Source organism: Mycobacterium sp. 3519A (assembly GCF_900240945.1).
Classification (GTDB): Bacteria; Actinomycetota; Actinomycetes; order Mycobacteriales; family Mycobacteriaceae; genus Mycobacterium.
The window spans coordinates 1,152,878-1,171,780 of record NZ_OESG01000012.1; the positions used below are offsets into that span (position 1 = coordinate 1,152,878).

The window sequence follows — 18,903 nt, forward strand, 5'->3', positions numbered from 1 at the left end:
CTGCCGAGAAGGGACAGGAGATGAACGGTTGGGCGCATCGATTTTCAACGGGCGCGCGGCGGCACTTGCGCTGGCCGGAGGATTAGCGGTCGCGATGTCAGCGCATCCAACCGTCACAGCAGTCAGGCGCGGGACCGAGGACATGGCGGTGCCCGAGTCGGGAGGCTGGCTCAACCCGTTCTCGGCAGTTCTCGGGGTGCTCGGGCGCAGGCCGTCGGCGAGTACCCGCAGGAGGCGGTCGGCGCCCGTCCGCCCGGTGACGACGGTTTCCGAGGTGGCCGGGATGGGGCCCGTGCGTGACATCGCGCTGTCGGCCGACGGGCGGTACGCCTACGTCGCGGCCTCACGCGACGCCCGCGGCGGCACCGTCCATGTCGTCGACACCCAGACCAACACCGTGGTGCACACGTTCGACGACCTTTCCGACGTCGACCCGAGCGGCCTCGCGGTCACCGCCGATTCGTCGCGGCTCTACGTCGCTGACCGCAACGCCGCGGCCATCCGCGTCGTCGACATCGCCGAAGGCAGCGCTACCCGAAACCGGGTGGTGGATTCGCTGCGCCTGGAGGGTTCGCTGCCCGTCGGCTACGGCACACCGACGTCGATCACCCTTTCCCCCACCGGCTCACGGCTCTATGCGCTGATGACCGACCCCGCAGTGCTGATCCTCGATCCCGAAGCCCGCGTGTTGGTCGGGGCGGTCTCCGGCGGCGAGTCCATCGCGATGTTCACCGAAGACGAGCGGGTGTACGTGTGCGCGGGTGATCGACTCGGGCACAACAACGTCACCGCTGGCGTGGTGATCCTGGAGGCCGATACGGGCACCGAACTCGGATCGTTCGGGCTCAACGACGCCCCCGCATTCATACGCCAACCGATCCTGGCCGGCGGCGGCGGCCGGTTGTACCTCGACGTCGACGATCTCGACGGCCAGTTGGAAGTGGTCGACACATCGAAGTTGAATGTGGTGGCGCGCATCAAGATTGAAGCATCGGCGGATCGGCAGCTCCGCAGCATTCCCACCGCCGCAGTACTCAGTTCCGACGGTCGATGTCTGTATGTCGCCAACCAGGGGGTGCGGTTGTCCTCCGACGAGGCGACCGAGGTCGGCTGGATATCGGTGATCGACACCGCACGCAACGAGGTCGTCCACGACATCCCGCTGCCCGACGTCGGTGTCGACGAATACCGCGGCGCCAGCCCACAATTCATCACGATCAGCCCGTCCGGTGACCGGTTGGTGGTGGTCAACGAGTACGGGATCGCCTCGGTCATCGACATCGCATCCGGATCGCTGCTCAGCACGGTGCCGCTGGGGAAATCAACCGATCAGCCGCGGGCGGTCGTCGTCAATCCGACGCGCAACGCCGTCTACGTGGGCGGCGACTCCGGCCTGACCGTGATTCCCCTGTAGCCCGCGGCGCGCCGTTCATGCCAGCGCAGACGTAACAACAGCAGGTGACGGTGCGCGCGGAAACCCGCCGACAGCGGGTCACGCCAGGCCGGCGTGTGCGCCTTCGATCCAGGTTCTGTGTGCACGTCCCCATTGTGCCGTGTCCGGTAGGTGCGGGCCGTGCCGCCATGCTGCCGCCGAGGTGAACAATCGCATAACGATTGTCCCGGATCAGGCGCTTTTACCCCGCAATTCGTGCGACAACGCCTCCAACTCGTCGCCGCCGGCCATCTCCTGCGTCAGGTGTTCCAGGCTGATCTCGTCATACGTGCAGTCGAGCTTCTGCCGACCCCGGTTGAGCAGCACGAAGTGGTCACCGACCATGTGCGCATGGTGCGGGTTGTGCGTGATGAACACCACACCGAAACCCGCCTCCTTCGCGGCGGTGATGTACTTCAGCACCACACCGGACTGTTTGACGCCCAGCGCTGCGGTCGGCTCGTCGAGGATCAACACCCGCGCGCCGAAGAACACTGCGCGGGCGATCGCCACGCACTGGCGCTGACCACCAGACAAGGAACCGATCGGCACGTCGACGTCGGGCAGATCGATGCCCATTTTCGACAGCTCGCTCAGGGTGGTGGCCCGCATCGCGTTGGAATCGAGTGACCACGGGAAGCGCTTCTTGCGGATCTCCTGACCGAGGAAGAAGTTGCGCCACACCGGCATCAGCGGCACGACGGCGAGGTTCTGGTACACCGTCGCGATGCCTTTGGCCAGTGAGTCCTTCGGCGAGTTGAACGTGGTCGGCTCGCCGTCGACCAACAGCTCACCCTCGGTCTGTGGGTGATACCCGGCGATGATCTTGATCAGGGTCGACTTGCCTGCGCCGTTGTCGCCGAGGATGCCGGTCACTTCACCGGCGTGTACACGAAGCGAAATGTCTTTCAGCGCAGTGATATTGCCGTAGGTCTTGCCGACGTTCTTCAGCTCGACCAGCGGCACCTTGCCACCGGAAGGGGCGTCGTGCACGGGTTTGTCCACTGTTGCGGTCATCGGTTACCTCTTCGCCGCGTAGTTGCGGAAAGCGTTGTTGGCGATCACCGCGAACAGCAGCATGCCGCCCAGGAAGAACTTGAACCAGTCGGGGTTCCAGCCGGCATACACGATGCCTTGGTTCACCATGCCGAAGATGAACGCACCGATTGCGGCGCCGATCGCGGTGCCGTAGCCGCCGGTGAGAAGGCAGCCACCGATGACGGCGGCGATGATGTAGAGGAACTCGTTGCCGACGCCCTGGCCGGATTGCACTGTGTTGAACGAGAACAGATAGTGCATGCCGACAAACCAGGCCGCGAAGCCGACGAACATGAACAGGCCGATCTTCATCTTGGTCACCGGCACACCGACGGCACGGGCACTTTCCTGATCGCCGCCGACCGCGAAGATCCAGTTGCCCACGCGCGTCTTGAACAACACGTACGTCGCGACCGCGGTGAACAACAGCCACCAGACCACGGTGATGCGGATGCTGACGCTGCCGATCGAGAACGACGACGCGAACACGAGCTTTGCTGATTCAAAGCCCTGCATGTCGGACACGCTCGGGGTGGCCACCTGGCCGGTGATCAGTTTGGTGACAGCGAGATTGATGCCAGTGATCATCAAGAACGTGCTCAGCGTGATGAGGAAGCTGGGGATCTTCGTCTTCATCACGAGGTAGCCGTTCAAGAACCCGACCGCCAGCGCGAGCACCAATGCCAGCGCCGCACCCACCCACAGATTCAGGTGCAGGTTGAACGCCAGCATGGAGGCGGCCAGCGAGTTGAAGGTCACCGCCACACCCGACGACAGGTCGAACTCGCCGCCGATCATCAGCAGCGCGACCGCGCAGGCCATGATGCCGATGGTGGAACTGGCGTACAGCACGGTGGCCAGCGCTTCGGGGCTGCGGAACGGGGCAGCCACGATGGTGAAGAAGATGAAGATGCCGATCGCGCCGATCAGCGCACCCATCTCCGGTCGAATCAGCAACCGCTGGACGCGGTTTCGTTCCTTGACCCGTTCGTCGTGGACGACCTTTCGTTGCGAAAGGTCGACCTCTGACTGGGTGGTCATTATCGGGTTCCGTTCTTTGCGTACTCCGCGACGGCGTCGATGTTCGACTTCTCGATGAAGGCCGGGCCCGTCAGGGTCGGTTGGCCGCCGCCGATGACGTTGCCGTTGGTCAGATACAGCCACAGTGAGTCGACGGCCAGGTAACCCTGCAGGTACGGCTGCTGGTCGACGGCCCACAGCACGTCACCGTTCTTGATCGCGTCGACCAGCGCGGCGTTGGTGTCGAAGGTGCCGATCTTGGCCTTGCTGCCCGCGTTCTTCGCCGATTGCACGGCCGTCAACGCGAACGGTGCGCCCAGCGTCACGATGTAGTCGATGCTCGGATCCTGTTGCAGCTTCGCGGTGATCGTCGACTCGACCGACGGCATGTCCTTGCCGTTGACGTTGAGGTTCTCGGTGGCAGGGAAGGTGTTCTTCAGTCCTGCGCAGCGGGCCTCGAGGTCGACGTGGCCCTGCTCCTGGATCACGCAGATGGCCTTCTTGGCGCCTTCCTTGGTGAGCCGGTCACCGGCGCTCTGCCCCGCGATGTAGCCGTCCTGCCCGAAGTACTCCTTGACGCCCATCGCCTTCCAGTCCTCCAGGCCGGCGTTGAACGCCACCACCGGGATGCCCTTGGCCTCGGCGCCCTGCACGGCCGCGCGCATGGCGTCCGGCTTGGCCAACGTCACTGCGATGCCCTTGACGCCGCTGTCGACGGCGGTCTGCACCAGGTTCGCCTGGTTGGGCGCCTCGGGATCGTTGGAGTAACGAAGTTCGATGTTGTCCTTCTTCGCGGCCGCTTCAGCGCCCTTGCGGATCAGGTCCCAGAACGAGTCGCCGGGCACTTCGTGGGTGATCATCGCGATCGTCATCCGCGGCGTGTCGGCAGTGCCGCCTCCCCCGCCATTGCCCGATTCCTGGGGCTTGCCCCCGGTGTTGGAACATGCCGCAAGTCCGACTGCGAGCACACTCACCGCGGCGGTGGCAGCGAGCCGACTGAACTTCATATTTCCTCCGCTCATAGAGTGCGGCGTGAGACGCCTCAAAAGTCGATGTAATACGGCTCACAGCGGAATGTCAATACTTTGTCCTGACATTAGGACTGCACATCAAATGCTAGGGTCATCGCTGCCGGTCAAGGCGAGGGAGGTGACGCCGTGAATGACTTTTCGCTGGCGGTCTGCGCGGAGATGGTGTTCACGGACCTTCCGATCGTCGACCGCATCCGGCGCATCCACGAGATGGGCTTCGCCGTTGAGATCTGGAGTTGGCACGACAAGGATTTGCAGGCGCTGGCCGGCACCGGCGCGAACTTCTCGTCGATGACGGGCTACCTGCACGGCGACCTGATCGACCCCGCGACCGCCAACGAGGTGGTGCGCACGGCCGAACTGTCTCTCAAAGCCGCTGAGACCCTTGGTGTTCCGCGGCTGAACCTGCATACCGCCGAGTTGGTCGACGGCAACGCCGCCCGGCCCCGCTACCGGGCCGACGGTGCGATGTGGACCACCGCGTTGCGCACGCTGGAACGTATCGGCGAGATGGGCGCGACCGCGGGTGTCACGTTCTGCGTGGAGAACCTCAACACGCTCGTCGACCATCCCGGCGTCCCGTTGGCGCGCGCCAAGGACACGCTCGCGTTGGTGGAGGGCGTCGGGCATCCCAACGTCAAGATGATGCTCGACCTGTACCACGCACAGATCGGCGAGGGGAACCTGATCGAATTGGTGCGGCGCTGCGGCGACGCAATCGGCGAGGTGCAAATCGCCGATGTGCCGGGCCGTTGCGAGCCCGGCACCGGCGAGATCTACTACCCGGCGATCGCGAAGGGGTTGCGCGACATCGGGTTTGCCGGGACGGTCGGGATGGAGGCCTGGGCGTCCGGCGACAGCGTGGCGGCACTGGACGCGTTCCGCCGCGCGTTCAGTCGATAGCGCGAGCTACCGTGAGGAAAAGTCACCGGTCGACCAGGGTGGTGTCGAAGTAGTAGCGCGACGCGCGGTAGCAGTGCGTGCCGAACTCCACCGCGCTGCCGGAATCGTCGAACGCGGTGCGCGCCATGGTCAGCAGCGGGGCGTTGGGTTTCTCGTCGAGCAGTCGCGCCTCCGAACGCGTGGCGCCCCGTGCGCCGATGCGCTGGCGCGCCAGCCGGATGTGCACGCCGCGCGCCCGCAACGACTGATACAACCCGTTGCTCTCCAACTCCTCGGGCGCCGGGGCGATCTCGACCGGCAGATGGTTCGTCATCACCGCGAGCGGCTCACCGTTGGCGCACCGCAACCGGTAGATGGACACCACCTCCCGGTTCTCGGCGAGATTGAGTTCGCCTGCGACCTCTTCGTCGGCGGGTCCCACCCGGTACTCGAGCAGCTGGGTGGTCGGCTCCTGGCCTGCGCGCGCCAGGTCATCGAACAAACTGGTCAACTCGACCCGACGATGCACGGGGTTCTGCACCACCTGAGTGCCAACTCCGCGCTTGCGCACCAGCAGGCCCTTGTCGACCAGTTCCTGGATCGCACGCCGAGTTGTGGGTCGGGACAAGGTCAATCGCTTCGCCAACGCCAGTTCGTTCTCGAAGCGATCGCCCGGCGCGAGTTCGCCATCCCGGATCGCCGCCTCGATGGCCTGCGCGAGCTGATAGTAGAGAGGGACAGGGCTCGACCTGTCGAGCTCCACCGTCAGGGGCACGTCGACTCCGATCTCGCATGGGGCAGATGAAGAGTAGCTGCATCCTAACATCGCATGATCGAAAGATAGAATGTCAGGACAAAGTATTGACAGCGTCGCGGGATGCGGGGCACAGTCGTTATCGAACGCTCACCATCTTTGGAAGGGCTGACTTTGACCACCGCACAGCCATATGACGTCCTTGCCATCGGGCGCAGCGGCGTCGACATCTATCCGCTGCAGATCGGGGTCGGACTGCAGGACGTCACGTCGTTCGGGAAGTTCCTTGGCGGCAGCGCGGCCAACGTTGCGGTAGCCGCGGCGCGACTGGGTAATCGCACGGCCCTGATCTCCGGCGCAGGCGACGACCCGTTCGGTACGTTCGTCCGCGACGAGTTGGCCCGCCTCGGCGTCGACAACCGCTACGTCGCGACGCACGGCGAGTTCCCGACCCCGGTGACGTTCTGCGAGATCTTCCCGCCCGACAACTTCCCGCTCTACTTTTATCGCAAGCCGAGCGCCCCTGATCTGCAGCTGTGCGCCGACGAGATCGACACCGAGGCGGTGCGCGCGGCCCGGTTGTACTGGTCGACGGTCACAGGACTGTCCGAAGAGCCAAGCCGCAGCGCACATTTCGCCGCGTGGGAAGCGCGCGGGCGGCGGCCGTTCACCGTGCTGGACCTCGACTACCGGCCGATGTTCTGGGAGACGCCCGCCGCTGCCACCGAACAAGTGCAGCGTGCGCTGCAGCACGTGACCGTCGCGGTCGGCAACCGCGAGGAGTGCGAGATCGCCGTCGGCGAGCAGGATCCGCACAAGGCCGCCGACGCATTGCTCGACCTCGGCGTCGAACTCGCGATCGTCAAACAAGGCCCCCGCGGCGTGCTCGGCAAGACGCGCGATTCGCATGTGACGGTGGCGCCCAACGAGGTCGAGGTGGTCAACGGGCTCGGCGCAGGTGACGCGTTCGGCGGCAGCCTGTGCCACGGGTTGCTGCACGGCTGGCCGCTGGATAAGACGCTGCGCTACGCGAACGCCGCGGGCGCGATCGTCGCATCGCGGCTGGAGTGCTCGACGGCCATGCCGACCGCCGCGGAGGTCGCCGGCCTCGCCGAACGGACATCCGCCGAGGCTGCCAATGCCTAGCGCGCTCTGCAACACCTACGCCGAGATCACCGAACTGCGCGCGAGTGATCCCGACGCGATCCACCGCGCGTGGCAGGGCCGCGTCACCAGGCCCACAGTGCGCGGCAACGGCAGGTTGATGATCGTCGCCGCCGACCACCCGGCCCGCGGTGCGTTGTCGGTGGGTTCCCGGCCGACCGCGATGAACAGCCGCACCGATCTTCTGGATCGGTTGCGGGCGGCGCTGGCCGACCCCGGCGTCGACGGTGTGCTGGCAACCGCCGACATACTCGACGACCTGGTGCTGCTCGGCGCGCTCGAGGACAAGGTGGTCTTCTCGTCGATGACCCGCGGCGGCCTGGCAGGCGCCGCCTTCGAACTCGACGACCGGATGACGGCGGCCCCCGCGGCCGCCACCGCCGCGATGCGGATGAACGGTGGAAAGATGTTGTGCCGCATCGATCTTAGCGATCCCGGCACCGTTGCCACCCTGGAGTCGTGTGCACGCGCCGTCGACGAACTCGCATCGCACAAGCTGATCGCGATGGTCGAACCGTTCATGTCGACCCGGGTGGACGGCAAGGTACGCAACGACCTGTCCCCCGACGCGGTGATCAAATCGGTCCACATCGGCCAGGGGCTGGGTTCGACCTCGGCGTACACCTGGATGAAGCTGCCCGTCGTCGACGAGATGGAGCGCGTGATGGAGTCGACGACGCTGCCGACGCTGCTGCTCGGCGGTGACCCTGCCGATCCCGACGAGGCATTCGCCAGTTGGCAGAAGGCGCTCGCGCTGCCGTCCGTGCGCGGTCTGATCGTCGGCCGCACCCTGCTCTACCCGGTCGACGACGACGTCAGTTCCGCGGTCGCGACCGCCGTTTCGATGGTGAGGTGAACATGCAGAGCAAGTACTACATTCCCGCCCGGTCAGCCACTCCCCCGTACACCGTCGACGTCACCCCGGAGTCGGCGGGCTGGACGGAGTCCAGCCTGCAGGTTGTCGAATTGGCTGCGGACCTGACGCTCGACACCGGCGGCACCGAGGTGATGATCCTGCCGCTGGCAGGCGGCGGTTCGGTGACCGTCGGCAGCGAGGTATTCGAATTGAGCCCGCGCGCATCGGTTTTCGACGGTCCCGCCGACATGGTGTACATCGGCACCGGGCAGACGTACACACTGGCAGGGCAAGGCCGGTTTGCGATCTGCGGCGCCCGCGCCAAGCGCCAGTTGCCGAATCGCCGGGTGGCCGCCGCCGACGTCCCGGTCGAGCTTCGCGGCACCGGCAACTGCAGCCGCCAGGTGCACAACTTCGGCACCGCAGGCGTTTTCGACGCCGACTCGCTGATCGCGTGCGAGGTGATCACCCCCGGCGGCAACTGGTCCAGCTATCCCGCCCACAAGCACGACCAGAACACCGCCGTCGAATCGGAGTTGGAGGAGATCTACTACTTCGAAATCGACTCGGGCCCAGATGGTTCCCGCGGCTTCGGCTACCACCGCGTCTACGGCACGCCGGACCGCCCGATCGAGGTGCTCGAAGAGGTCCGCACCGGCGACGTGGTGCTCGTCCCGCACGGATACCACGGCCCGTCGGTTGCCGCGCCCGGCTACCACATGTACTACCTGAACGTGATGGCCGGCCCCGGCGAGGAACGCGCGTGGAAGATCGTCGACGATCCCGAACACGCCTGGCTGCGCGGCACCTGGGAAAGCCAGGATGTCGATCCCCGGCTGCCCCTACGTACCCCGCCTTCTGCCTAGGAGTGTGACGAATGGTTTCCAAAGCATCCGCATTCAAGGCACCCGACGCCGAGCCGACGGTACGACTGACGGTCGCCCAGGCCACCATTCGGTTCCTGGCGAATCAGTACGTCGAGCGCGACGGTGAGCGCACCAAGTTCTTCGCAGGCTGCCTCGGCATCTTCGGACACGGCAACGTGGCAGGCATCGGGCAGGCGCTGCTACAGGCCGAACGCGGGGACAACGAACCGTCGCTGCGATATGTGTTGGGCCGCAACGAACAAGCCATGGTGCACACCGCGGCGGCGTACGCGCGTCAGCAGGACCGGCTGCAGACCTGGGCGGTGACTGCAAGCATCGGGCCGGGGTCGACGAACATGCTGACCGGGGCCGCGCTGGCCACCATCAACCGGCTGCCGGTGCTGTTGCTGCCGTCGGACACGTTCGCGACGCGCGTCAGCGCGCCGGTGCTGCAGGACCTGGAACAGCCCCACGACAACGAGTTGACCGTCAACGACGCGTTCAAGCCGCTGTCCCGGTTCTTCGACCGGGTGTGGCGCCCCGAGCAGTTGCCGTCGGCGCTGCTTGGCGCGATGCGGGTGCTCACCGATCCGGCAGAGACGGGCACTGCGACGATCGCGTTGCCGCAGGATGTGCAGGCCGAGGCGTTCGACTGGCCGGAATCGCTGTTCGCCGAACGCACTTGGCACATCGCAAGGCCGGTGCCCGAACGGTCGGTGATCGCCAGGGCGGCCGAGGTGATCCGCTCCGCGCAGCGACCGCTGATCGTCGCGGGCGGCGGCGTGATCTACTCCGGCGCCAACGAAGCGCTCGCGGCGTTCGTCGAGAAGACCGGCATCCCGGTGTCGGAGACGCAGGCAGGTAAGGGATCGCTGCCGTATGACCATCCGCAGGAGGTCGGCGCGGTCGGTTCGACAGGCACCACCGCGGCCAACGCGCTGGCTGCCGAGTCGGACGTCGTGATCGGCATCGGCACCCGCTACAGCGACTTCACCAGCGCCTCGCGCACCGCGTTCAACGACCCCGGCGTGCGGTTCGTCAACATCAACGTCGCGTCGTTCGACGCCGTCAAACAGGGTGCGCTGTCGGTGGTGGCCGACGCCCGCGAGGCGCTCGAAGCGCTGTCCGACGCCCTCGACGGATACACCGTCGGTGACCAATACCGGTCTCGGACCCTGGAATTGACCCAGCAATGGGAGGACACGGTGTCGGCGGCCTACCGAATCGAGGACGACGGCAGTGCGCTGAACCAGAGTCAGGTGATCGGGCTCGCCAACACGCTGTCCGATCCGCGCGACGTGGTGGTGTGCGCTGCGGGGTCGATGCCCGGCGACCTGCACAAGCTGTGGCGGACCCGAGACCGCAAGGGCTATCACGTCGAATACGGCTACTCCTGCATGGGCTACGAGGTGGCCGGCGGCATCGGAGTGCGTATGGCCGCACCTGACCGCGATGTCTTCGTGCTCGTCGGCGACGGTTCGTATCTGATGATGGCGACCGAGCTGGCCACCGCCGTCCAGGAGGGTGTGAAGATCATCCTGGTGCTGGTGCAGAACCACGGTTTCGCGTCGATCGGCTCGCTGTCGGAGTCGTTGGGCTCGCAGCGTTTCGGCACCGCCTACCGTTACCGCGACGATTCCGGCCGGTTGGCGGGCGACAAGCTTCCCGTCGATTTGGCCGCCAACGCCGCCAGCCTCGGCGCCGAGGTGATCAAGGTGACGACGGCCGCCGAGTTCACCGACGCGGTCAAGGTGGCCAAGACCAACGAGCACACCACGGTCATCCACGTCGAGACCGATCCGCTGGTGTACGCGCCGGACAGCCAATCGTGGTGGGACGTTCCGGTGAGCCAGGTTTCGACGCTGGATTCCACCGCGGCGGCCTACGAGACGTATGCCGAGTGGAAGAAGGTCCAGCGCCCGTACGTGAAGCCTTACGATTCGAAGGATTGACCGTGAGCACGATTCTCGTCGGTTCGGCGCCCGATTCGTGGGGTGTGTGGTTCGCCGATGATCCCCATCAGACGCCGTACACCCGATTCCTCGACGAAGTGGCCGCGTCCGGTTACCAATGGATCGAGTTGGGGCCGTACGGCTATCTGCCGACCGACCCGCAACAGTTGTCGGACGAACTCGCCTCACGCAACCTGAAGCTCTCTGCCGGAACGGTTTTCGAACATCTGCATCAAGACGATTCATGGGATGCCGTGTGGCGGCAGATCGAGGACGTCGCGAAGCTCACCGCGGCCGTCGGCGGGAAACACGTCGTCGTCATACCGGAGATGTGGCGCGACGCGGCCACCGGCGAGGTGCTGGAGGACCGCAATTTGACCGCCGAGCAGTGGAAGAAGAAGACCGGCGGCATGAACGACCTCGGCAAGGCGATGTTCGAGAAGTACGGGGTGCGCGCGCAATATCACCCGCACGCCGACAGCCACGTCGACACCGAGGAGAGCGTCTACCGTTTCCTGGACGGCACGGATTCCGAGTTCGTCAACCTGTGCCTGGACACCGGCCACATCAGCTACTGCGGCGGCGACAATCTCGCGATCATCAACCGCGCCCCCGAACGCATCGGATATCTCCATCTCAAGCAGGTCGACCCGGACGTGCGCGCCAAGGTGGAAGCCGAGGATCTGCCGTTCGGTGCGGCGGTCAAGCTTGGCGCGATGACCGAACCGCCGCGGGGCATCCCGGAAATGCGGCCCTTACTGGATGCGATCGCCAAACTGGGTGTCGACGTGTTCGCGATCGTCGAGCAGGACATGTACCCATGCGATCCCGACCAACCACTGCCGATCGCCCAGCGTACCCGCAACTATCTCGGATCGTGCGGCGTCCCAGCGGTGAGATTCTAGGAAACGTGATGTCAGACTTGCGAATTGGCGTGCTCGGTGTCGGAGTGATGGGCGCCGACCACGTCGCCCGCATCACCGGCCGAATCAGCGGCGCCGTCGTCTCGGTGGTCAACGACTACCTGCCCGAGAAGGCGGCGGAGGTCGCTTCGGCCGTACCGGGATCCCGCGTGGCGGCGGATCCGTTCGACGCGATCGCGGCGGACGACGTCGACGCGGTGCTGCTCGCGACGCCGGGTCCTACCCACGAAAAGCAGTTGCTGGCCTGCCTCGAACACGGCAAGCCGGTGCTGTGCGAGAAGCCGCTGACGACGGACTCGGCGTCGTCCCTCGAGGTCGTTCGTCGCGAGGCGGAACTGGAAAAGCCGCTCATCCAGGTGGGTTTCATGCGCCGCTTCGATCCGGAATACCAGCAACTCAAGGCGCTGATCGGCGGCGGAGAACTGGGCCAACCGTTGGTCATGCACTGCGTGCACCGCAATCCCGCCGTGCCGCCGAGGTTCAACTCGGCGATGATGGTCAGGGACTCGTTGGTGCACGAGGTCGACGTGACGCGTTTCCTGTTCGACGAGGAGATCGCCTCGGTGCAGATCATCAGGCCCGCGGTGAATCCCTCGGCGCCCGAGGGTCTTCAGGATCCGCAGATCGCGATCTTCCGGACCGTCAGCGGTCGTCATGTCGACGTCGAACTGTTCGTCACCACCGGCGTCGGCTACGAGGTGCGCACCGAGGTGGTCGGTGAACGCGGCAGCGCCACAATCGGTTTGGATGTCGGGTTGGTACGCAAGTCGAGCCAAGGAACGTGGGGCGGCCGGATAGCGCCGGGCTTCCGCGAGCGGTTCGGCACCGCCTACGATATCGAGGTGCAGCGGTGGGTGGACGCTGTCCGATCAGGTGTCAACGTCGACGGGCCCACCGCATGGGACGGTTACGCCGCCGCGGCGGTGTGTGAGGCGGGTGTCCAGTCACTGGAGACCGGCCGGCGCGTCGACGTCGGACTCGCGGAGAGAGTGGGTGCGCAATGAAGATCGCGCTCGATCCCACACCGCGGTGATCCTGCCCGACGCCGACCTCGACCAGGTCGTCGGCCCGATCGCCGACGACCTGGTCGCCAAAATCAGTGACCGGGCACGCGCCCTCCGCACCGGCGACGGCACCAAGGGCGCCGACATGAGCCCGCTGGTCACCAAGGCCCACCGCGACAAGGTCGCCTCCTTCATCGACGCCGGAGAAGCCGACGGCGCCAAGATCGTCGTCGATGGCCGCACGGTGAAGGCCGACGGAGGCGCTGAGGGATTCTGGCTCGGCCCCACGCTGATCGACCATGTCACCCCCGAGATGAGCGTCTACACCGACGAGATCTTCGGCCCCGTGCGCTCGGTCGTGCGCGTCGAGTCCTACGACGAAGCGCTGCAACTGATCAACAGCAACCCCTACGGCAACGGCACCGCGATCTGCACCAACGACGGCGGCATCGAACTCGACTTCCCCCAGAACAAATAGATTGGTAACCCGCGAGCGACCGTGCTGCCCGTGACGCGTGCGGTGTCTGATGTGCATGCGGTCTCGGGAGCGTCGGAACGGCGCCGCGAGAGCGCTCGTGGCTTTAAGCTGAGTCCAGCGTTTTCGCATCCAGCTGGGACGGGAGCTGCGATGAACGAGCCTTCGATTTGCGACGTATTGCGCGAACGCGCAAATCTGCAGCCCAATCACACGGCGTTCACGTTCCTTGATTACGAACAGAATTGGGAAGGCTCCGAGGAGCGTCTGACGTGGGGGCAGCTGTGTCGGCGCTCGCTCAACCTTGCTCAGGAACTCCAGGGCTGCGGCGCGATTGGCGACCGCGCCGTGATTCTTGCTCCCCAAGGGCTCGATTACATCGTCGCATTCCTCGGCGCTCTGGAAGCCGGACTCATCGCCGTCCCACTTTCGGTTCCGATGTCAGCGATCCACGACGAGCGCGTCGCCGCGGTCCTGGAGGACGCATCGCCTTCGGTGGTCTTGACGACGTCCGATGTTGTCGACGTAGTCGCACCGTATGCGCAAAGATCCGCCGCAACGGTGATCGAAGTCGATTCGCTCGACTTGGACTCTCGCAGTGCGTCCTTCAGCCATCGGCATGACCGTCCGGACATCGCCTATCTGCAGTACACATCCGGATCGACGCGCACCCCAGCTGGGGTGGCGGTATCGAACACCAATCTGTCGACGAATTGGAAGCAGATCGTCGCCGGCTACTTTCCCGACTACCGGCTGCCGGAATCCGTTGTGTCGTGGCTGCCCTTCTATCACGACATGGGCCTGATGGTGGGAATCTGCAGCGGAGTTCTGGCTGGGTGGCAGACGACAATCATGAGTCCGCTTTCGTTCCTTCAACGTCCCGCCAGGTGGATGCAATTGTTGGCTCGCCACCCCCAAGTGCTCTCCGCCGCGCCGAATTTCGCCTTTGAACTGGCGGCGGCGCGGACATCTGACGACGATATGTCCGGGCTCGATCTAGGGAGCGTGCTCTACATCCTGAGCGGCGCAGAACGGGTGAACCCCGCTACGATCAACCGCTTCACTCGACGATTCGCACGCTTCAACCTATCCGCGTCCGCGATACGCCCTTCGTATGGCCTCGCAGAGGCAACGCTGTTCGTCGCTACCCACCCGCCTGGTGCGGCGCCGGATTTCGTCTCTTTCAACCCCGAGAGGCTGGCAGTCGGCCACGCTGAGCGATGCGAGACCGGTACACAGCTGGTGAGTTACGGTGAGCCGCGATCACCGGTTGTGCGGATCGTCGATCCCGAAACCGCGATGGAGATCCCAGCCGGAAAGATTGGTGAGATCTGGGTGCACGGCGGCAACGTCAGTCCGGGCTATTGGCGCAGGCCTGTCGACGCGGAGCAGACTTTCGCGGCGACGATGATCAACCCTTCACCTGGGACACCTGAGAAACCGTGGCTGAGAACCGGTGATCTCGGATTCGTCTCCGAGGGAGAGCTTTTCATCGCGGGCCGCATCAAGGACATCCTGATCGTGCGTGGCCGTAACCACTATCCCGACGATATCGAGGCAACCATCCAGAAGATATCGCGGGGACGGGCCGTGGCCATCGCTGTCGTCGATGACGCTGCCACAGAGAAGCTAGTTGCGGTCGTTGAGCTCAAGAAGAGCGGCCCGTCCGAGGGGGAGATGGCCGAACGACTCCGCCATGTCCAAGAAGAAGTCACGTCGGCGATTTCCAATTCCCATGGCGTGAGTGTCCAAGACGTCGTACTTGTTGCGCCAGGCTCGATTCCGATCACGACGAGCGGAAAAGTCAGGCGAGCAGCCTGTGTCGAACTCTATCGAAGCGGGGGGTTTCACCGCTTGTCAGCTGCGTCACCGGCCTGACCCGCCATCGCGGCACGGCTGGCAACGGCCACGGTCGGGCCCAACGGTTGGGTGCGAAATTCGACAGTGATTTCAGGGTCGGCATGGTGGGCCAATGCCTGTAGTGCCGACGGGCTGTAGGCCCGCAAAGAGCTGATCAATCCGTCGTGCGCGACCGGCATGAACCGAGTGAACGGCAGCACCGCCGCCAACAGCATCACGTGCAGCGGCGCCCGCGGCCTGCGGAGGTCAACGATCAGCAACTTGCGTGCGACGCGGGTTCCCTCGGCGAACACCAGGGCGGCTTGCTCAGGCGCCAAGTGGTGTAATGACAACGCAAATACCGCAAGGTCGTAAGACCCGGCCGCGGCGTCGATCGCGGTGGCGTCCATCGCCCGCACTGTGGCGCGTGGATGCGTGCCGAGATCCCCGGCGGCGACGCGGGCCACGAAGGTCGGGTCGATGTCGGTGACCGTCACGCAGGCACTGGGGTGAATCTTCAGCATTTTGCGCGAGAGACCGCCCAGGCCCGCCCCGAGCTCGAGGATCGTGGGAGAGGGGATGTCGGCGACCTCGGCAAGCGCCATCCTGGCGATCTTCTCGTAAGTGCCGACCCATCGCCGTTGTCCGCCGCGGTCCAACGATCGGATGACTTTGGCCCTCAGATCATCGACGTCGTCGCGGTCCAGATATTCCAGCCGGTCGGTCTGTAACCGCCGATCGAGCCATGAGGCGTTTGGCCCGCCCCGAGGCATACTCACAATCTCGTGAGAACTGCTGTTCACGCACCTCAGTTTGGACGAAAACGGCAGTGACCGAACGTGGTTTGCGCAACCTATCGCCGACGGCCGCTCCGCGGAAACGCGATTGACAGCCATGACTGCTTGCAGCCGCAACTTGTATTTTCGCTCACCGGTACGCACTACGACCCAAAGTGCAACCAGCTACCATGAACCACAGTTTCCCCTAAGGACAACTATGGATCGAATTGCCTTTTCGATTTACTCGGCGTTCCGGACGGTTGTCCGCTCGTTTGGGCTCATGCGGCAAAAGGACGCCGCTGCGTACTACACGATGATCGGCGACGACGTCATCGACTTCAAGAATGAGGGGTACGCCGACGACTCCAAGCCGCTGTGGCTCAACCTCGGGTACTGGAAAGTCGCTCGCACGTATCCCGACGCTTGCGTCGCGATGGTCGAACTGATGGGAACGCGCGCCGAACTGGAACCAACCGATCAGGTTCTTGATGTCGGCGTGGGATTCGCGGAGCAGGATTTCGTCCTTCTTGATCGCTTCCATGTCTCTCACATCACTGGAATCGACATCACTCCGGTCCACGTCGACAAAGGCAGGGAGCGCGTCGCCCAGCGCCGACTGGAAGACCGGATTCACATCCGACTCGGCTCAGCGACCGAGATGGACTTCCCCGACGGATCGTTCGACAAGGTGTTGGCCTTGGAATGCGCTTTTCACTTCGACACGCGTGATCAGTTCCTGCGCGAGGCTTTTCGTGTCCTCAAACCAGGGGGATCCATTGTGCTCGCCGATATGCTTCCGGATCTGGGCAAAAAGTCCGGCTTGACAACAGCCTTCGGCCGAAGATACGGCCATATCCCACAAGCGAATTACTATGACCGTGAGGAATATCAGCGGCGGCTGGCTGCCTTGGGATTCAATGATGTTCTCGTGGAGTCGATCCGGGAGGATGTCTTTCCAGGGATGGCGAAGTACACCTGGCAACGTGTCCGGGAGAACAAAAAGATGCATGAGGTGGTCGTGGAGGTGACGGACGACGACCGCGCCGAGTGCCGCGGCGTATCGCTGTGGGAGCGGGCAAACGGTTTCGCCGATTACGTGATCGTTTCCGCGCGAAAGCCGTTGGTTAGTAAGGCTGCTCCAACAGACTAGAGCAGGCCGAGCAGTTCCAGATCGGTGGCATACTTGACGATGATCGGCGCCGACACATGTGGGATATCTCGGATGTCCGCGTCGGGGCCGATTTTCGCTTCTTGTACCGCTGCACGGAATCGATTGGTCGGCGCATAAGCCCCGTGTGGCGGCGTCGGGGGCTGCAACTCATTGGAGCCGCGTAACAGCAACATCTGCAGGACAGAATGCTGGCGTTGTTGCTCCGGCAGTGCGCGCAGCCCGGCCTCGAATCGCTGGAGCCACTCGCCGAAGTCGTCGGTGCGCTGGATCGGGTAGCCGGCCTCGATCAGCCAGTCGACGTATTCATCGATCCCGACGCCGTCATCGTGCGGGTTCATCACGTGATAGGTTTCGAATCCGTTGACCGCATGCGCACCCAGTGTGGCGATCGCTTCAGCAACGAAACCGACTGGCAGCCCGTCGAAGTGCGCGGATTGTCGATTGCCGTCAGCGTCGAGCTGGTAGAACGAGCGAGGCGCGGTGCCGGTGGCCACCACGCTCAACACCATCCGGGTGACGGTGTCCGACACATTGAGCTGGCCGGCATATCTGGGATCAGCCAGGATCATTCCGGAGCGGAACACCGCGACGGGAAGGCCGCACAGGTCGTGTGCCTCGCGTAGCAGCACCTCGCCCGCCCATTTGCTGTTGGCGTAACCGCTTGCGATGCCTGCGTCGATGGCGCGGGTCGGGCTGATGACCCGGATATCCGCCTCCTCGGTGAACGCCGAAGGCTCGATCTGCCGACCGACGTCAGACGTCGACACGTAGTTAAGGGGCTTGATCTTCGTCGTGAGCGCGAGCCGGATCAGCTCCGCGGTACCCACCACGTTGGGCCCGAACAGTTCGCGGTAGGACAACACGGCGTTGACCATCGCCGCGGGATCGACGACCAGATCGACCGTGTCAGCCAGCCGCTGCCAGGTCTGCTGGTCCAGTCCCAAATTGGCCTGACCCTTGTCACCGGCGACAACCTCAAGATGGCTGGTAGCGAGTTTCTGGAACTGCTGCAACAGGTTTGGGTCTTTGCTGTCGAAGACCTCCTCGAGACGGCGCCGAGCGTCCTCGTTCGACTCACCGCGCACCAGGCAGATCACCGTGCCATCGACCGACTCCATCCGCTCGAGCCATTCCAGCGCGAGGTAGCGCCCCAGGAAGCCGGTCGCTCCGGTCAGCAGAACGGTGCGGACCTCGGCACTGGGGCCTGGCAGGGTCGGAGCGGCGGACAGTGTCGGCGCGTCGATGAACTTGTCCAGCGTGAGATCGCGGGCGTGCACCTCGGTGACATCGCTTCCGTGCACGGCGGCGAAGCGCAAATCGCTGTCGGGGTGCGCCTCGTGGTGGATGAGGGGTGCGAGTTGTGCCACTGTTGGTGTGTCGAAGAGGGTGTGTACTGGGAGGTCGGTGTTGAGGCTGGTGTTGATGGCGGCGATGGCGCGCATGGCTGATACTGAGTCGCCGCCGAGGTCGAAGAAGGAGTCGTCGATGCTGATGTGGTCGTGGTCGAGGACTTGGGCGTAGATGCCGGCGATGATTTCTTCGATGGTGTTGGTGGGGGCGCGGTAGCGATCGGCCCCACCGTATTCCGGTGCCGGCAACGCCCGCACATCAAGTTTGCCGTTGACCGTCAACGGCAACGCCTCGATCACCACAATCGCCGCGGGCACCATATAACCGGGCAACCGCTCAGCCAACCCCGCCCGCACCCGCACCACAT

General features: G+C 64.6%; 16 protein-coding genes and 1 pseudogene. 11 read left to right on the plus strand and 6 right to left on the minus strand.

Annotation, left to right across the window (positions count from 1 at the left end):
- Nucleotides 1-28 precede the first annotated feature (28 nt).
- Entirely contained in the window at nt 29-1,414 is a 1,386-nt protein-coding gene (locus C1A30_RS07705) for a YncE family protein (protein WP_142392560.1), read from the plus strand.
- A 210-nt stretch (nt 1,415-1,624) separates the two neighbouring features.
- On the opposite strand, the gene C1A30_RS07710 is transcribed toward C1A30_RS07705, so the two are convergent.
- The 3 genes from C1A30_RS07710 to C1A30_RS07720 are packed head-to-tail and all read right to left on the minus strand — an operon-like array spanning nt 1,625 to nt 4,497.
- On the minus strand, nt 1,625-2,449 hold the full coding sequence (locus tag C1A30_RS07710; protein ID WP_101947561.1) for an ATP-binding cassette domain-containing protein: 825 nt from the start codon (nt 2,447-2,449) through the stop codon (nt 1,625-1,627).
- A gap of 3 nt (nt 2,450-2,452) precedes the next feature.
- Complete coding sequence (locus C1A30_RS07715; protein WP_101947562.1) at nt 2,453-3,511, minus strand: ABC transporter permease; 1,059 nt, start codon at nt 3,509-3,511, stop codon at nt 2,453-2,455.
- Nucleotides 3,511-4,497 (minus strand): substrate-binding domain-containing protein, encoded by a 987-nt coding sequence (locus C1A30_RS07720; RefSeq protein ID WP_101947563.1) that lies wholly within the window; start codon nt 4,495-4,497, stop codon nt 3,511-3,513. Before C1A30_RS07720 ends, C1A30_RS07715 begins: the two co-directional genes overlap by 1 nt.
- Nucleotides 4,498-4,647: 150 nt before the next feature.
- Between C1A30_RS07720 and C1A30_RS07725 the strand changes: the two genes are divergently transcribed.
- Entirely contained in the window at nt 4,648-5,424 is a 777-nt protein-coding gene (locus C1A30_RS07725; protein ID WP_200828183.1) for a TIM barrel protein, read from the plus strand.
- Between the two features lie 22 nt (nt 5,425-5,446).
- On the opposite strand, the gene C1A30_RS07730 is transcribed toward C1A30_RS07725, so the two are convergent.
- Complete coding sequence (locus C1A30_RS07730) at nt 5,447-6,178, minus strand: GntR family transcriptional regulator (protein WP_101947564.1); 732 nt, start codon at nt 6,176-6,178, stop codon at nt 5,447-5,449.
- 153 nt (nt 6,179-6,331) lie between these two features.
- Here C1A30_RS07730 and iolC point away from each other — a divergent pair, with 153 nt between their 5' ends.
- The 8 genes and pseudogenes from iolC (at nt 6,332) to C1A30_RS07770 (ending at nt 15,275) form a co-directional block, all read left to right on the plus strand.
- Nucleotides 6,332-7,303 (plus strand): 5-dehydro-2-deoxygluconokinase, encoded by a 972-nt coding sequence (gene iolC, locus C1A30_RS07735; RefSeq protein ID WP_101947565.1) that lies wholly within the window; start codon nt 6,332-6,334, stop codon nt 7,301-7,303.
- Nucleotides 7,296-8,177, plus strand: a complete 882-nt coding sequence (locus tag C1A30_RS07740; RefSeq protein ID WP_200828184.1) for an aldolase — start codon at nt 7,296-7,298, stop codon at nt 8,175-8,177. Before iolC ends, C1A30_RS07740 begins: the two co-directional genes overlap by 8 nt.
- 2 nt (nt 8,178-8,179) lie before the next feature.
- Complete coding sequence (iolB, locus tag C1A30_RS07745; RefSeq protein ID WP_101947566.1) at nt 8,180-9,043, plus strand: 5-deoxy-glucuronate isomerase; 864 nt, start codon at nt 8,180-8,182, stop codon at nt 9,041-9,043.
- Nucleotides 9,044-9,054: 11 nt separating this feature from the next.
- Nucleotides 9,055-10,995, plus strand: a complete 1,941-nt coding sequence (gene iolD / locus C1A30_RS07750) for a 3D-(3,5/4)-trihydroxycyclohexane-1,2-dione acylhydrolase (decyclizing) (protein ID WP_101947567.1) — start codon at nt 9,055-9,057, stop codon at nt 10,993-10,995.
- A 2-nt stretch (nt 10,996-10,997) separates the two neighbouring features.
- Nucleotides 10,998-11,900: a sugar phosphate isomerase/epimerase gene (locus tag C1A30_RS07755; protein ID WP_101947568.1), complete on the plus strand. Its 903-nt coding sequence runs from the start codon at nt 10,998-11,000 to the stop codon at nt 11,898-11,900.
- Nucleotides 11,901-11,908: 8 nt separating this feature from the next.
- Nucleotides 11,909-12,922 (plus strand): Gfo/Idh/MocA family protein, encoded by a 1,014-nt coding sequence (locus C1A30_RS07760; RefSeq protein ID WP_101947569.1) that lies wholly within the window; start codon nt 11,909-11,911, stop codon nt 12,920-12,922.
- 7 nt (nt 12,923-12,929) lie between these two features.
- Nucleotides 12,930-13,370 (plus strand): annotated as a pseudogene (locus C1A30_RS07765) (aldehyde dehydrogenase family protein); the annotation flags it as partial.
- 180 nt (nt 13,371-13,550) lie between these two features.
- The gene (locus C1A30_RS07770) at nt 13,551-15,275 is read left to right on the plus strand and encodes an AMP-binding protein (protein WP_101947570.1); all 1,725 of its coding nucleotides are present in this window, start codon (nt 13,551-13,553) and stop codon (nt 15,273-15,275) included.
- Here C1A30_RS07770 and C1A30_RS07775 read toward each other — a convergent pair.
- Nucleotides 15,245-16,009 carry a methyltransferase domain-containing protein gene (locus C1A30_RS07775; protein WP_101947571.1) on the minus strand — a complete coding sequence of 255 codons (765 nt, stop codon included), beginning with the start codon at nt 16,007-16,009 and terminating at the stop codon, nt 15,245-15,247. The genes C1A30_RS07770 and C1A30_RS07775 overlap by 31 nt on opposite strands.
- Before the next feature lie 223 nt (nt 16,010-16,232).
- Between C1A30_RS07775 and C1A30_RS07780 the strand changes: the two genes are divergently transcribed.
- A complete protein-coding gene (locus C1A30_RS07780; protein WP_160112708.1) occupies nt 16,233-17,165 on the plus strand; it encodes a class I SAM-dependent methyltransferase in 933 nt (310 codons plus the stop codon).
- On the opposite strand, the gene C1A30_RS07785 is transcribed toward C1A30_RS07780, so the two are convergent.
- Nucleotides 17,162-18,903: thioester reductase domain-containing protein (locus C1A30_RS07785; protein WP_142392562.1), on the minus strand; the 1,742-nt coding region annotated here is incomplete at its 5' end. The genes C1A30_RS07780 and C1A30_RS07785 overlap by 4 nt on opposite strands.

What these genes read in the sequence shown, in the direction of transcription:
- C1A30_RS07710 (WP_101947561.1), bottom strand. Translation starts at nt 2,449, where the DNA reads ATGACCGCAACAGTGGACAAACCCGTGCACGACGCCCCTTCCGGTGGC.
- C1A30_RS07715 (WP_101947562.1), bottom strand. Translation starts at nt 3,511, where the DNA reads ATGACCACCCAGTCAGAGGTCGACCTTTCGCAACGAAAGGTCGTCCAC.
- C1A30_RS07720 (WP_101947563.1), bottom strand. Translation starts at nt 4,497, where the DNA reads ATGAAGTTCAGTCGGCTCGCTGCCACCGCCGCGGTGAGTGTGCTCGCA.
- C1A30_RS07740 (WP_200828184.1), top strand. Translation starts at nt 7,296, where the DNA reads ATGCCTAGCGCGCTCTGCAACACCTACGCCGAGATCACCGAACTGCGC.
- iolB (WP_101947566.1), top strand. Translation starts at nt 8,180, where the DNA reads ATGCAGAGCAAGTACTACATTCCCGCCCGGTCAGCCACTCCCCCGTAC.
- iolD (WP_101947567.1), top strand. Translation starts at nt 9,055, where the DNA reads ATGGTTTCCAAAGCATCCGCATTCAAGGCACCCGACGCCGAGCCGACG.
- C1A30_RS07760 (WP_101947569.1), top strand. Translation starts at nt 11,909, where the DNA reads ATGTCAGACTTGCGAATTGGCGTGCTCGGTGTCGGAGTGATGGGCGCC.
- C1A30_RS07770 (WP_101947570.1), top strand. Translation starts at nt 13,551, where the DNA reads ATGAACGAGCCTTCGATTTGCGACGTATTGCGCGAACGCGCAAATCTG.
- C1A30_RS07775 (WP_101947571.1), bottom strand. Translation starts at nt 16,009, where the DNA reads ATGCCTCGGGGCGGGCCAAACGCCTCATGGCTCGATCGGCGGTTACAG.
- C1A30_RS07780 (WP_160112708.1), top strand. Translation starts at nt 16,233, where the DNA reads ATGGATCGAATTGCCTTTTCGATTTACTCGGCGTTCCGGACGGTTGTC.